The organism is Streptomyces sp. NPDC002577 (assembly GCF_053594815.1).
On the sequence record NZ_JBSFWK010000012.1, the window covers coordinates 1 to 13,748 of the forward strand.

Genomic DNA, 13,748 nt, shown 5'->3' on the forward strand with positions numbered 1-13,748 from the left:
GGTCGCGGCCCGCCTCGTGGCGCGTGGTGGATGACGCGTGCATCATGGCCTCCCCTTGGTAGCCGGCCGCCCAGGCGGCGACCCGACGACCACGCTAGGAACACCGCGACATCCGCGATTCACCCGCGAGCGGACGCCATCGGTAGCTCTCACGGGGGATGCGCTCGGCGGGGCGGTGCCCCCGTCGTTGCCCCGCCGCGGATCCACCTGGGCCGCCTTCCTCCGCTCCCAAGCCGAAGCCATCCTGGCCGCCGACTTCGAGCGACGAGGGCTCCCAGTTTGCTCCCGAACACGCGTTAGGAGCACTCCGAAGAGCGCCCCTCACCTGCGTAAACTTCCGACATCTCTGTCGGGACGACAGGATTTGAACCTGCGCCCCCTTGACCCCCAGTCAAGTGCATTTACCCCACTTAGAGTCCTAAAGAGCAGCATCGCCCTCTAATCACACGGTATTGGCCGTAGGGAGCCCTGTGAAGACGTGCCGTCCGGTTGCCCCTCTACATATGCCCGCCAGAGACTGCTTGCACCTGTAACAAGCCGTCCTTGCCCAGTCACGAGCGCAACAGCAGCGCTACTTGAGCTGCCCTCGGATCCGGAGTCCTTGAACTGCCCCAAGTTTCGTAGATTCGCTTCCCCCCGCTGGGCGGCTGGTGCGCGAACACCGGCGAGAGCTGCAGGACCTGTTCCTGATCGAAGCAGCGAAGTTGGAATCCGCCGGCGGGAACGGGCACCATGCCGTCGGTGGTCGCCCGGTGGACGGCGGCCGGCCGGGCCGGCCGCCGGTCCGCCGCCCGGTCGCCGGACGGCGTGCAGCAGTTCGTTCTCCCCGTCGCGCGACAGACAGACGCGCGTCACCAAGGGCGGCTCCTACCTGTGCCACGCCTCCTACTGCCGCCGCTATCGGGTCGCCGCGAGACAGGGCCTCCCCCCGGATTCGGCAACCGGCAACGTGGGATTCCGGTGCGCTGTGGACATGCCCTGATCCCTGTTCGACCCCCATCACTCAGACCACGGCGCGACGCGTCGGCGCACAAGGAGCAGGACCATGGCGCAGCGAGCAAGACAGTGGCGCGCCGTCTCGGCGGGCATGGCGGTACTCGGTCTCACCCTCACCGCATGCGGCGGGGCGAAAGTCGGTGACAGCTCGGCCGGGACGGACAGCAGCTCGGGCAAGTGCGGCACCTTCAACCTCGCCGTCAACCCGTGGGTCGGCTATGAAGCGGACGCGGCGGTCGCCGGTTATGTCGCAAAGCACGAACTCGGCTGCACGGTCGAGAAGAAGGACCTGAAGGCGGAGATCGGCTGGCAGGGGTTCGAGACGGGCGAGGTCGACGCCATCCTGGAGAACTGGGGCCACGAGGACCTGAAGAAGAAGTACATCACCCAGCAGAAGACCGCCGTCGACCTCGGCCAGACCGGCAACAGGGGCATCATCGGCTGGTACATCCCACCGTGGCTCGCGAAGAAGTACCCGGACATCACAAGCTGGAAGAACCTCAACAAGTACGCCGCCCACTTCAAGACCTCCGAATCGGGCAGCAAGGGCCAACTGCTGGACGGCGACCCGTCGTACCAGACCAACGACGAAGCGCTCGTGAAGAACCTGAAGCTGGACTTCAAGGTGGTGTACGCGGGTAGCGAGACCGCGCTCATCCAGGCCTTCCGGGACGCCGAGCAGAACAAGAAATGGGTGATCGGCTACTTCTACGAGCCGCAGTGGTTCTTCTCGGAGGTGCCGCTGGTCCACGTCGCACTGCCCAAACACACAGCGGGCTGTGACGCCGAGTCGGCGAAGGTCGCCTGCGACTACCCCGTCTTCGATCTCGACAAGATCGTCAGTACCAGGTTCGCGAAGTCGGGCAGTCCAGCCTACGAGCTGGTGAAGAACTTCAAGTGGACCAACGAAGACCAGAACACCGTGGCGAAGTACATCGCGCTGGACAAGCTGTCGCCGGAGGCGGCGGCGAAGAAGTGGGTCGAGGCAAACCCCGACAAGGTCAAGGCCTGGCTCGAGTAGTACAGGCCGAGCACAACGACTACGTGACCGGCGGTCTGTCGACCCGGCCCGGCTGGTCGGGGCGCACTATCTGGTGCCAGCCGGGGCCGAGGTGGCGTACGGCCCGATCGTGATCATTCAGTGTTTGTGAAGGCAGTCGAAGTAATCGCGCGGTGGCCGTCAGACGGTGATATCGCGGCTGTCTTCTGCAGTGGCCTGGCGTGTGCGGACCGGTCGTCCCTGCAGGGCGTCGGCCAGGAGGTGGGCGGCGGCGCTGACGGACTGGTCGGCCAGGTTGCCATAGCCCAGGACGAGGGTCGGTTGGGCCTCGTGCGCCGGCCGAATCCGGAAGGCGTCCAGGGATGCTGCGGCCAGGCCGCGGCGGCTGATCGTTGCGAGCAGGGCGGCGGCGTCGGTACCGGGTGGCAGGTCGAGCAGTACGTGCAGGCCGGCTTCCGCTGCGCGAACGGTGCAGCCGGGGATCGCGTCGAGGACCTGGATCAGGGCGGCGCGTCTACGGCGAAAGCGGGTCCGCGCCTCACGGAGGTGGCGGTCGTATGCGCCGGATTCCAGCATCGAGGCCAGTGCGAGTTGGTTGAGCACGGGTGGCATCAGCAGCAGCGGGTCTTCGGCGTGCAGGGCGGTGGTCCACCGGGGCGGGGTCACGATCCAGCCGATGCCGACGGAGGGTCCGAGGGTCTTGCTCACCGAGCCGAGCAGCGCCACCCTGCGTGGCTCCATGCCTTGCATGGCGGCCGTTGCGGGCCGGTCGTAGCGGAATTCGGCGTCGTAGTCGTCCTCGACGATAAGGCCGTCGGTGTCGCGGGCCCAGCTCAGCAGGGCGGCGCGACGGTGGGGTGCGAGCACGGGTCCCAGCGGGAATTGGTGGGCCGCGCCGACGCACACGGCCCGCACCTGGGGGTGTTCGGCCAGGTCGGCGACCACCAGGCCGTGCTCGTCCACGGATACGGGCACCAGGGTGAGGCCCGCCGTGCTGGCGGCCTGCCACAGGCGGGTAGGGCCGGGGTCCTCGACGGCGATGGCGGTGTGGCCGTCCGCTCGCAGTGCCTGGCAGATCCGCAGCATGCCCTGGGCGGCTCCGAAGCAGATGCTGACGGATGCGAGGTCGGCCGCGGCGCCGCGGCACCGGTTGAGGTAGGCGGCGAGCACCTCGCGCAAGTGCGGGGTACCGCCGGGTGCGGGGTAGTCCAGGTCCGCGAAGGAGGCCGTGTCGGCGGCTGCGCGCAGGGCCTTGATCCAGCGCTGCCGTGGGAAGGCGCGCAGGTCCGGGCGGCCGGGGTTGAGGTCGTAGCGGATCGGTGCCGGCGGCGGGGTAGCGGTGGGTTGCTGCGCGGGTTCGGGGACCCAGCGCACCCGGGTCGCCGAGCCGGTGCGTGCCTCCAGGTAGCCCTCGGCGATCAGTTGCCCGTAGGCCTGGGTGACTGTCCAGCGCGAGATGTCCAGTTCGTCGGCGAGGGTTCGGCTGGGCGGCAGCGCTGTGCCGTGGGGCAGTCGGCCGTCGCGGATCGCGGCACGGATCGCCGCAGTGAGCCGTTCGCTCAGGCTTCCGCGGTGCGCGGTCGGGACCAGCAGGACGTCCCACGCCAGATTGGTCCGTTGTTGTGGCACATCATTGGATCGTAGCGGCAGTCCGATCCGATCTACGGTCGATCTCAGCAACTCACGAACCGAGAAAGGACAGTTACTGTGAGCAGCCTCAACAGCAGCAGCAACAGGCCGAGCACCGCTGGCCACCGCCTCTCGTGGCGCGCGCTGCGGCGTTATGTCCGACGCGGACCGAGGAAGTCCGGACCGGTGGAGCCCGAGCCGGCCACGCGGGCCGAGGGCAGCAGTTGTCGGTTCTCCGACCGCACGTACAAGGCGGTCTTCCTCACCTACAGGAACCGGTCCTGACCCGCGCAGTGACCCCGGATGGCCGATGGCGCTCCGTCCCGCTGTCCCAACGAACAACTGCATTCGACGTCTTGATGCACGCACCACCCCGACATGGAGCGCTCGCCGTCAAGGGGACACGGGAATCGGGCAGGGGGTCGGGCATTCCCACGACCCCCTTTGAAAGTCTGGGAGCAGACCACGCCAGGCCATGGCCGGGAACCGTGGCCCATCGAGGCCGACCTCGCCCGCCAGCACCGGCTGGCGGCCGGGTGGCAGCTACCCGACCCGGCGAACGGATCCGGCGGCGACAGGCACGGATGAGATCGCCGCAGCCCGCGGCCAACGCCATCTGGTTGGCGTGGGCTCATTCCCATGTTTCGGTGCGGTTTCCGTTGCATTCGGGCGGAGAAGTGATGGTCAAGACTTATATATGAACGCTTGTGGGCTTGTGCGACGGCGGCGGATCATGGGCCGGATCTCACCCGTATTCACGAGCACGCAGGAGCTCCCGGTGGCCGCTGACCAGATAACTTCCGAGCCGACCGACGCGCCGGCAGCAGCCCAGACGGAACGGCAGAAGCTGCGCAAGCACTTCGGCCGCTTCGACATCCTTTTCTTCCTCCTCTGCACCATCGTCGGGGTGGACACCATCGGCACCGTGGCCTCGTCCGGTGCCGAGGCCTTCACCTGGCTCATCGTGCTGGCCGTCGTGTTCTTCGTGCCCTCCGCGCTGCTGACCGCCGAACTCGGGGCCGCGTTCTTCGACGAGGGCGGTCCCTACATCTGGACCAGTCGGGCTTTCGGGCGACTCGCGGGTGCCGTCAACAACTTCCTGTACTGGATCACCAATCCGGTGTGGCTCGGCGGCACGCTCTCCGTTTCCGCCGTCACGGCCTACACCACCTTCTTCAACAACGGGAAGGACCTGAGCACCCCGGCCTTCTACGCTTTCACCCTCGTGTTCGTCTGGGTGGGCGTGCTCGCCGCGATCCTCTCCTTCGACATCGGCAAGTGGATTCCCACCGTCGGCGCCTGGAGCCGTTTCATCCTCCTCGGCCTGTTCACCGTCACCGTCGTGGTGTACGGCATCCAGCACGGCCTGCACGGATTCGGGATCGGCGACTTCTCCCCGACCTACGCGGGATTCGTCGGCCTGGTGCCCGTCCTGATGTTCAACTATGTCGGTTTCGAGTTGCCCAACACCGCCGGCGACGAGATGACCGACGCCCAGAAGGACGTACCCTTCGCCATCTTCCGCAGCGCCGGCCTCGCCGTTCTGCTGTACGCGCTGCCGATCCTCGGCATCCTGCTCGTCCTGCCGGTCAAGGCCATCACTGGCCTCGGCGGATTCATCGACGCGATCCGGCAGGTCTTCACCGTGTACGGCGGCCACGTCGCCGCCGACGGCACCGCCACGCTCAGCGGCGCCGGCAGCCTGCTCGGGGACCTCGCCGCGATCATGTTCATCCTCACGGTGCTGTCCTCCGGCGTCACTTGGGTCATGGGCTCCGACCGCGCACTCGCCGTCTCCGGCTACGACGGCGCCGCGCCCCGCTTCCTCGGCGTCATCTCCAGCCGGTTCGGCACCCCGGTACGCGTCAACATCCTCAGCGGGGTGGTCTCCACCGTCGTCCTGGTCCTGGCCCACGAACTGACCAACGGCAGCGCCGCCAAGCTCTTCGGCGCCGTCCTCGGCCTCGCCGTCTCCACCACCCTCGTCAGCTACCTGGGCATCTTCCCGGCGCTCGCGGTACTGCGCCGCAAGGCCCCGGACGTCCCCCGGCCCTACAAGGCACCCTTCCCCCGCACTATCAGCGTGGTGCTCACCCTGCTCGTCCTGTTCGCCAGCATGCAGCTGGTCGCCCCCGGACTCGGCGACCACTGGTTCGGCTCCGACTACGCGCCGGACGGCTGGAGTTACGACGAGCGCTGGAAGTACCTGCTGACGGAGGCCGTCCCGCTCGCCGGGTTCATGCTCCTCGGCGTGCTCTTCTGGGCACTGGGCAAGCCGACCCGCACGTCACCTGCCGCCAAGGAATAGCACACGGGATCTCGACAACCATGCTGGGCACGAGTCCCATCCTGCCCCCAGCGCCTCCGCCCGGCTCAGCCAAAGGTGCCTGTACCGCTCGAAAACTCGTCGCTGCTGGTCATGCTGCATATCGGTACTCGTTGATGGCGCCGCCGAGCACTCGGTTCGTAGGAATCGGTGAGCGGGGAGGCCGGTCACGGGTGCCGGATGCTCCCGGGCAAGGGGAGGAAGCTGCCCTCGAGCCTGGTGCGGACGATGGCGGTTGTAGTGATCGGCGTAGGCGTCGAGGATGTGCCGGGCGTGGGTCTCGTTCCAGGTACCACCGGGTGTCCGAGGCGGACGAGTTCGCCCTGGATCCGACGGCAGCCCCAACGCGGATTCTCTTTGGCCAGCCGCAGAACCAGTGCCTTCACCGCGCCCGCGGCCGACGGCCTCCCGGGCCTGCTCCGGCCTGCTCCGGCCTGCTCCGGCCTGCTCCGGCGCATGCTGTGGTCCCACTTGCGCGCGATCAGTCTGCAGTGCCACGCGAGCAGGGGCGCAGGCATCACCGGGAACACCTGCGGCCACCGGCGTCGGGCGATCAGCGAGGACAGCGCCGCGAACCACAGTCGATCCGCCGGCTCGTACCGCACCGGTCCCGTGAGCTGCCTGCGCAGCACCGCGTTCTCGTGCCGCAGCACCAACAACCCGGCATCTCTGGCTGCATCCCGACGCACCAGCACGGCCGGGACCGCGAGCAGCTTCCATGCCACCTGGTACTGGTACACCAGTGAGACGACCACACGGACAGGGTTCCAGCAAGCCGTCGTGGCTCGCCAGACCGACTCCGAACAGCAACGATGAGTTTCCGAACGGCACAGGTTCCAGCCGAGTCCATTCGTCATCAGAGAGATCGCCGCGCCCCACGTCGACCGAAACGATTCCCCACACTGCGAGTCACGCGACCCATCTGACACGACCTAGCGGATCGGCTCGTCCGGCCTGGCCAAGGCCGTGTACCGGCTCTGGTAATAGAGCAGGGGGCGAGCCTCGGGCGCGGCGTAGAGGTCGTGGACCTTGGCGACGACGATGGTGTGGTCACCCCCGTCGTATTCGGTCTCGAAGGTGCAGTCGAGCCAGGCCGCCACTCCCGCCAGGCGGGGTGCACCGAGCGTGGTGGCGTCCCAGTCGACCCCGGCGAACTTGTCCGTGCCGGAGCGCGCCATCTGGTTGCTGAGCGCCTGATGGTGCTCGGCGAGGATGTTGATGCAGAAAGCGCCGGTGTCCCGGATCTGCGGCCATGTCCTCGACGCCTTCCCGGGGCTGAAGAGCACCAGCGGCGGGTCGAGCGAGAGCGACGAGAAGGACTGGCACGTCATGCCCAGCGGGCCGTCGGCCCCCAGGGCCGTGACCACCGTGATGCCTGAGCAGAAGTTCCCGAGGACGGAGCGGAACAGCGTCGAGTCGACGCTCCGTTCCTCGGTGACGGTCGTGGAGTCCACTACTCACCCTCCCGCGCAGACCGCTCGTCGCGGCGTTCGGCGGCCTCGCGGACGGCCGGCATCACGGTCTCGGCGAAGGCGTTCAGGTTGGCAAGGGATTCCTCGATGGAGAGGTCGCCGAAGGCCAGTGTCGCCTCGAAGTAGTTCACCGGCACCTGCTCCACCTGCGCGATGAGGAGGTCTCGGACGGTCTCCGCCGAGCCGACCAGAGCCGTTCCCGCGCGCAGGGCGCCGTCCGTGTCGGCGTAGACGTCGACACGGTGGTCGTCGTGCTCGTGCCAGAGCTTCGTCAGCTGGCGGGCGAAGACGTCGTTGGCCTTGCGGTAGCGGGCCAGGGCCTCTTCGTCGGTGTCGGCGATGTAGATGTTGGCGGCGACTCCGAGGTGGGGCGCCTGCTCGGGCCGGTCCTCGCGGGCGTGCCAGGCACGCCAGTAGGTCTCGGCCGCTCCTCGGAAGGTGCCGCCGTTCCAACGCCCGACGAAGTTGACGTTGTTGGAGCCTGCCCACTCCGCCGTGTTCGTGTTGCTGGACGCGTACCACAGCGGCGGGTGCGGGCGCTGAACGGGACCGATGGACAACTCCACGTCGTAGTCGCGCAGGAGGCGCCCGGTGTGGGTCATGCGACCGGTGGTGAGGGCCCCGGTGACGGCTTCCAGGATCTCGGCGTACAGGGCGCGCGCCCGGTCCCGCTCGATCCCGAAGTACGCGAGCTCGTAGGGGCTGACGCCGCTGCCGACGCCGACGTCGAGGCGGCCGTGGCTGAGTTGGTCGAGGGTGGCGAGTTCCTCGGCCAGGCGCAAGGGGTCGTACATCGGAAGTACGTGAACCAGGGCGCCCATCCGGAGGGTGGTGGTGCGCTGGCTGAGTGCCGCGAGGAAGAGGTTCGGCGACGGGCACACGGACAGCGGGGTGCCGTGATGCTCCGTCACGTGGTAGTGGGCTATGCCGGCCGCCTCGGCGGCGACCGCGAAGTCGAGGCGGTCGGCGATGACCTGACCCGGGGTCGAGTCACCGAGATCGAAGGAGTCGAAGATTCCGAAGGTGAAGGTCATGAGTGTGCCTTTGTACGGGGGAGGGTAGAGGTGACGAACGCTGAGCGTCCTCAGCAGTAGATCGACTTGAGGTTCTGGTAGGTCGCCAGGCCTTCCGGGCCGAGTTCGCGTCCCAGACCGCTCGCCTTGACGCCACCGAACGGAGAACCGGGGTCGGGCGTGTAGCGGTTGATGCCGATGGTGCCGGTGTGGATACGACGGGCGACCGCACGCCCGCGCTCCGGATCGGTGGTCCACACCGTTCCGGCCAGCCCGAAGTCGGAGTCGTTGGCCAGTCGTACGGCGTCGTCGACGTCCGTGTACGGGATCACCGACAGGACCGGTCCGAAGATCTCCTCCTGAGCGATGGTCGACCGGTTGTCGACGTCGGCGAAGAGCGTCGGCTCCACGAACCAGCCGCGGTCCATGCCCTTCGGACGGCCGCCGCCGACCACCAGCCGGGCGCCCTCAGCCTTGCCCTTGGCGATGTAGCCCTCCACCCGGTCCCGGTGCACTTGCGACACCATCGGACCGAGCTGGGTGGTCGGGTCCAGAGCGTCCCCGATCTTGAGGGAGGACAGCAGACCGGCGATCGTACCGACCACCTCGTCGTACCGGGAGCGCGGAGCAAGGATGCGGGTTCCGATGTAACAGGTCTGGCCGCCGTTGAGTAGCGTGGACGCGTAGAGGTCCTGGCCGATCCTCGTCAGATCCAGGTCGGCGTCCTCCAAGACGATCGCTGCCGACTTGCCGCCCAGCTCCAGCGTCACCGGGCGCAGGAGTCGGCCGCACGCCTCCGCGATGTTCCGCCCCGCAGCCGTCGAACCGGTGAACGCGACCTTGTCCACATCGGGATGCGCGACGAGATACGCACCCGTCTCCCGCCCGCCGGGAACGAGATTCACCACACCCGGCGGAATATCGGAGGCGGCCACGGCCTCGGCGAACAGGAAGGCATCGAGCAGGGTCTCCGGGGAGGGCTTGAGGACGAGGGTGCATCCGGCGGCCAGGGCGGGCGCGTACTTGAACGCCGCGAGGATCTGCGGGAAGTTCCACGGCGCGATCGCCGCCACCACCCCGGCCGGCTCACGCCGTACGACGGTCGTGCCGCCCAGCACATGGGCGCGTTCCTCCTCCAGCGGCAAGGTCTCTATGTAGTCGGCGAAATGACGCAGCAGCATGACGGGCGAAGTGGCCTCAATGCCGGCGGAGAGCTGCAGGGGCATGCCGTTCTGGCTGCTCACGCTATGGGCCAACTCAGGTGCCCGTGCCTCCATCTGATCGGCCAGCGACCGCATCGCAGCCGCCCGACGTCCGGCCGACCACCCGGACCAACCGGCCGGGTCGTCGAAAGCCCGGCGGGCCGCCACCAACGCGGCATCCACATCGGCCTCCACGGCCTCCGGCACGGAGCCGACGGTCTCCTCCGTGCTCGCGGAGGTGAGCTGGATTCTCGCCCCGCTCGACGGCGGCACCCACTCCCCGCCGATGAACAGACGGTCGTACTCGATGGTCATGACGTCTCCTTTGACGCAATGGCGGCTCGCTCAGTCGCGGAAGATCCCGCCGTGAAGCCTGAAGCCGAGGTGGTGCGGGGCGTGGGCGCGGCCCAGCTCCTTGGACTTGCCGGACGCCGTGGAGGGTCTCGCGCGTGACCCATCGGCGGGACCTCTGTACGTCACCGCCAGTGTGTGAGCAGGAGAGACGGTGGTCATCATGAGAGGTGTCCAACCTTTGACCTCTCGCTCGTATGATTCGTACAATCACCTCATGGTCGAGAGCGACAAAGCGCGTGTCCTGGCGGAGTTCGTGGAGCGGCTGGCGCCCGACGGGCAGGAAGTGACGCCGACGAACGAGCCTGCGGAGCTCGAGGCCGCGAGTAAGGGCCTACCTGCCGGAGCGGTGGGCTGGGCGATCGAGACGGGGCGCCGGTGCGCGGACACGGTGGTCGTCCTGATGGGGCCCGAGCGGGCCAAGCTGCTGGAAGACGGCACGCGGCACGGTCTCGAGATGATGTTGCTGTCCGTGGTGCGCAGCTTCACCGGGGCCGAGGAGGGGGCTGAGCTCGATCGTTGGCAGAAGGCGCTGGTCACCACCATGGCGCGGCTGGATGATCCGTATGAGGCGTTCGTGGCCGGACTGCGGCGGGTCCAGGACATCGTCCTGGAGTCCGTACTCGACCGGGCGTCCTGGCACCCGCAGGTGGCGGACCGCCCTCAACTCCTGCGCTCGGTAACCGGAATCGTGTCTTCATACTTCGACCACAACGTGTCGAGCGTCGTCGAGGAGTACCTCGCCGAACGACAGCGGTCCATCGCCCAGACCCTGTCGGATCAGCGACGGGTCGCCTCCGCCCTGGTCGCCGGCGAGCAGGTGCCGATCGACGCTGCCAACCACACCCTCGGCATCGACCTGACGCAACATCACCTGGCGCTCGTCGTCTGGCCGCGCGATCGCAGCGCAACGCTGCGCAGCGATCCTCAGGACATCGCGGCCCGCGCCGCTCGGGCCCTGCACGCCCCTCCCCCGCTCATCCTGCCGGACGACAGCGACACGGGCGCGGTGCTGTGCTGGATCACCAGCCCGACGCCCTTCCCCTCCCACCATGTCGACACCCTCGACGATCTTTTCGCCCAGTTCGACGACATCCGCACCGCCATCGGTCCCGCCGGAACGGGTCCGAAGGGATTCCGGCGCAGCCACCTCGGAGCCCGCGACGCCGAGCGCGTGGCGCAGATGGCGGGACACGGAACAACCGTCCATTACACGGACGTCGGAGCTGTGGCTCTGCTGACCGCCGACCCGGAGCGCGCGGGGTGGTTCGTCACCGAGGAGCTGGGTCCCCTCCTCGCCCCGGACGACGCGACGCTCGCCGACCTGCGGGACACCGCCCTGTGCTTCATGAACAACGGCAAGAGCCTGGTGCGGACCGCAGAGGCACTGCACGTCCACCGCAACACGGTGGTCTACCGCCTCCAGAACATGGAACGCCTGCTGGGCCGCTCACTGGACGAACGACCGTTCACGACGCATGCCGCCCTCACCCTCGCGGATCAGCTGGGGGACTCGATCCTCGTGACCGCCGCAGGCAGGCCGTAGTGGTGGGCCTGGCCCCGACAATTCCCTGCCACGTGTGATGGCGGGAGAGATCGATGCCTCAGGGAGGGGCGGCCGGCCAGGGGAGTTCAAGCGTAGGCGTCCTCAACAACGACTCGTCGAACTGTACGCAGCGTCGACTGGAGACTGTCCAGATCGGTCGAGCCCAGAGCGAGGCGGATCGCCTGCGGTGTGTGCATCGAAGTGGTGAACGGCTCGGCCGTGGATACCGAGATGTGCTGACGCGCGAGGGTGGCGGTCAGGCGATCGGCGCGTGCGTCGTCGGGCAGCGGCAGCCATGTGAAGTAGGACGAGGGGTGGCTGATGAGCGGTAGGCCGCCCAGCTCCTGTTTGGCGAGTGCTTGGCGGGCCTTGGCGTCGTCTCGTTTCTGCGCTTCCAAGTGGTCCACCGTGCCGTCCTCGAGCCAGCGGCAGGCGATCGCGGTGGTGAGGGCCGGGGTGTTCCAGGTAGTCGCCCGAATCGCGCGTTCGAGCGACGGCACCGCGGATGGCGGGGCGACGACGAAGCCGACCCGGAGGCCGGTGGCGACGCTCTTGGACAGTCCCGAGACGTAGACGGTGATGTCCGGCGCGGTTGCGGCCAGAGGCGGTGGAGGGTCCTCGACCAGGTAGGCGTAGGAGGCGTCTTCGATGATGAGCGGACCATGCTGTCGAGCGATCTTGATCAGACGGGTTCGGTCGGTTGCCGACATGACCCAGCCCAGAGGGTTGTGCAGGGTGGGCATGGTGTAGATCGCGCGCACAGGCCGGGTCGCGCACAGCTTCTCGAGGGCATCGAGATTCGGCCCGTCGGCGGTTGCGGGTATGGGCTCCAGGTCGAGATGAAAGGCATGCGCGAGCACCTTGAAACCCGGATAGGTGAGTGCGTCGACCGCGACGACGTCGCCGGCGTTGAGTGCGGCCATGACGGTGATGGCCAGGCCGTGCTGGGCACCGTTGACGATGAGGATCTGATCCGCGTCAGTGGTGATTCCTCGCCGCCTCAGGTGCCGTGCGATCGAGGCTCTGTCCTGGGGACGCCCTCGATGTGGCTGGTAGCGCAGCAGCGAGTCGAGATCACCGGAGGTAGCCACCTCTCGCAGGGCCTGCCGAAGGAGATCGGCCTGCCCGGGCAGCGACGGATAGTTGAAGTTGAGGTCGACCGCATCCGTGGCGACGACCTGCTGATCGATGCCGTGACCGGCGGGAACCGCGATGTCACGCACGAACGTACCGCGGCCCTGTTCGCGGCTCACCAGACCCATCGTTTCCAGCTCGGCGTACACCCGGGTCGCGGTCACCACGGCGATGCCCTCACGGGCGGCGAGCCCGCGGTGTGTCGGCAGCCGCACGCCCGCGGCGAGCCGCCCGGTCCGGATGTCGGCTGCGAGCGCGTCGACCAGCGTTTTGTACCGCGAGGCTGCCATGCACCGGATTGTACGCATGACAATTCTTTGACTGTCCTGTTCGTGGCTCCTTACCGTCCAAGACCCACCCACCGGAAAGGACAGCCGCCGTGCACATCGCCATCCTCACCTTCGAGGGCTACAACGAGCTCGACTCCCTGATCGCGCTCGGGGTGCTCAACCGCATCAAGACCGACGACTGGCGCGTCACCATCGCCACCCCCAGCCCCAAGGTGACGTCGATGAACGGGGTGGTCATCGAGCAGATGTCCACCCTCGAGGAGGCGTGCGCCGCTGACGCCGTCATCGTCGGCAGTGGCATCGCCACCCGCGAGGTCGTCGAAGACCCAGCGATCATGAACGTCCTGCGCCGCCTGGACCCCTCGCGCCAACTCATCGCGGCACAGTGCTCCGGCGCGCTCGTGCTGGCCAAGCTCGGCCTGCTGGGCGACATCCCCGCCTGCACCGACCTGATCACCAAGCCCTGGGTCGTCGCCGCCGGCGTCGAGGTGCTGAACCAGCCCTTCTACGCCAAGGACAACATCGCCACCGCCGGCGGCTGCCTGGCCTCGCACTACCTCGCTGCCTGGATCATCGCCCGCCTCGAGGGCAACGACGCCGCCGAAAGCGCGCTGCACTATGTCGCTCCGGTCGGCGAGAAGGAGGAATACATCGAGCGCGCCTGGCGCAACATCAACCCCTACCTGCCCGCTGCCACACCGGCGCTCGTCTGAACAACCAGTCGCAAGCAGCGACTGGCCGCGACCGGCCAGGAAGCCACGCCCCGGCGGCCCGGCCGGTCGTTCGCGG

General features: G+C 67.9%; 11 protein-coding genes. 5 read left to right on the plus strand and 6 right to left on the minus strand.

Annotation, left to right across the window (positions count from 1 at the left end):
* Positions 1 to 478: 478 nt before the first annotated feature.
* Together ACWD4J_RS18140 and ACWD4J_RS18145 are read left to right on the plus strand one after the other, a co-directional pair.
* Positions 479 to 982, plus strand: coding sequence for an SUMF1/EgtB/PvdO family nonheme iron enzyme (locus ACWD4J_RS18140; RefSeq protein WP_451396383.1), 504 nt, complete (start codon positions 479 to 481; stop codon positions 980 to 982).
* 63 nt (positions 983 to 1,045) lie between these two features.
* Complete coding sequence (locus ACWD4J_RS18145; RefSeq protein WP_451396384.1) at positions 1,046 to 2,017, plus strand: ABC transporter substrate-binding protein; 972 nt, start codon at positions 1,046 to 1,048, stop codon at positions 2,015 to 2,017.
* A 159-nt stretch (positions 2,018 to 2,176) separates the two neighbouring features.
* On the opposite strand, the gene pdxR is transcribed toward ACWD4J_RS18145, so the two are convergent.
* Positions 2,177 to 3,625 carry a MocR-like pyridoxine biosynthesis transcription factor PdxR gene (gene pdxR, locus ACWD4J_RS18150; RefSeq protein WP_451396385.1) on the minus strand — a complete coding sequence of 483 codons (1,449 nt, stop codon included), beginning with the start codon at positions 3,623 to 3,625 and terminating at the stop codon, positions 2,177 to 2,179.
* 778 nt (positions 3,626 to 4,403) lie between these two features.
* Between pdxR and ACWD4J_RS18155 the strand changes: the two genes are divergently transcribed.
* On the plus strand, positions 4,404 to 5,933 hold the full coding sequence (locus ACWD4J_RS18155) for an APC family permease (protein WP_451396386.1): 1,530 nt from the start codon (positions 4,404 to 4,406) through the stop codon (positions 5,931 to 5,933).
* Positions 5,934 to 6,118: 185 nt separating this feature from the next.
* Here the strand turns inward: ACWD4J_RS18155 and ACWD4J_RS18160 are convergent, their stop codons facing one another.
* From ACWD4J_RS18160 to ACWD4J_RS18175, 4 genes are all read right to left on the minus strand, one after another.
* Entirely contained in the window at positions 6,119 to 6,706 is a 588-nt protein-coding gene (locus ACWD4J_RS18160; protein ID WP_451396387.1) for a helix-turn-helix domain-containing protein, read from the minus strand.
* 177 nt (positions 6,707 to 6,883) lie between these two features.
* On the minus strand, positions 6,884 to 7,405 hold the full coding sequence (locus ACWD4J_RS18165; RefSeq protein WP_451396388.1) for a flavin reductase family protein: 522 nt from the start codon (positions 7,403 to 7,405) through the stop codon (positions 6,884 to 6,886).
* Positions 7,405 to 8,457: an LLM class flavin-dependent oxidoreductase gene (locus ACWD4J_RS18170; protein WP_451396389.1), complete on the minus strand. Its 1,053-nt coding sequence runs from the start codon at positions 8,455 to 8,457 to the stop codon at positions 7,405 to 7,407. Before ACWD4J_RS18170 ends, ACWD4J_RS18165 begins: the two co-directional genes overlap by 1 nt.
* A 50-nt stretch (positions 8,458 to 8,507) precedes the next feature.
* Positions 8,508 to 9,953 (minus strand): aldehyde dehydrogenase, encoded by a 1,446-nt coding sequence (locus ACWD4J_RS18175; protein WP_451396390.1) that lies wholly within the window; start codon positions 9,951 to 9,953, stop codon positions 8,508 to 8,510.
* Between the two features lie 253 nt (positions 9,954 to 10,206).
* Here ACWD4J_RS18175 and ACWD4J_RS18180 point away from each other — a divergent pair, with 253 nt between their 5' ends.
* Positions 10,207 to 11,535 carry a PucR family transcriptional regulator gene (locus ACWD4J_RS18180; RefSeq protein ID WP_451396391.1) on the plus strand — a complete coding sequence of 443 codons (1,329 nt, stop codon included), beginning with the start codon at positions 10,207 to 10,209 and terminating at the stop codon, positions 11,533 to 11,535.
* A gap of 86 nt (positions 11,536 to 11,621) precedes the next feature.
* Here the strand turns inward: ACWD4J_RS18180 and ACWD4J_RS18185 are convergent, their stop codons facing one another.
* Positions 11,622 to 12,959: an aminotransferase-like domain-containing protein gene (locus ACWD4J_RS18185; RefSeq protein WP_451396392.1), complete on the minus strand. Its 1,338-nt coding sequence runs from the start codon at positions 12,957 to 12,959 to the stop codon at positions 11,622 to 11,624.
* A gap of 89 nt (positions 12,960 to 13,048) precedes the next feature.
* On the opposite strand from ACWD4J_RS18185, the gene ACWD4J_RS18190 reads away from it, so the two are divergent.
* Positions 13,049 to 13,672: a DJ-1/PfpI family protein gene (locus tag ACWD4J_RS18190; RefSeq protein ID WP_451396393.1), complete on the plus strand. Its 624-nt coding sequence runs from the start codon at positions 13,049 to 13,051 to the stop codon at positions 13,670 to 13,672.
* The last annotated feature ends 76 nt before the right edge of the window (positions 13,673 to 13,748 follow it).

Excerpts from the sequence above, each read along its gene's own strand:
- ACWD4J_RS18145 (WP_451396384.1), top strand. The coding sequence starts at position 1,046 with ATGGCGCAGCGAGCAAGACAGTGGCGCGCCGTCTCGGCGGGCATGGCG.
- ACWD4J_RS18170 (WP_451396389.1), bottom strand. The coding sequence starts at position 8,457 with ATGACCTTCACCTTCGGAATCTTCGACTCCTTCGATCTCGGTGACTCG.
- ACWD4J_RS18175 (WP_451396390.1), bottom strand. The coding sequence starts at position 9,953 with ATGACCATCGAGTACGACCGTCTGTTCATCGGCGGGGAGTGGGTGCCG.
- ACWD4J_RS18180 (WP_451396391.1), top strand. The coding sequence starts at position 10,207 with ATGGTCGAGAGCGACAAAGCGCGTGTCCTGGCGGAGTTCGTGGAGCGG.
- ACWD4J_RS18185 (WP_451396392.1), bottom strand. The coding sequence starts at position 12,959 with ATGGCAGCCTCGCGGTACAAAACGCTGGTCGACGCGCTCGCAGCCGAC.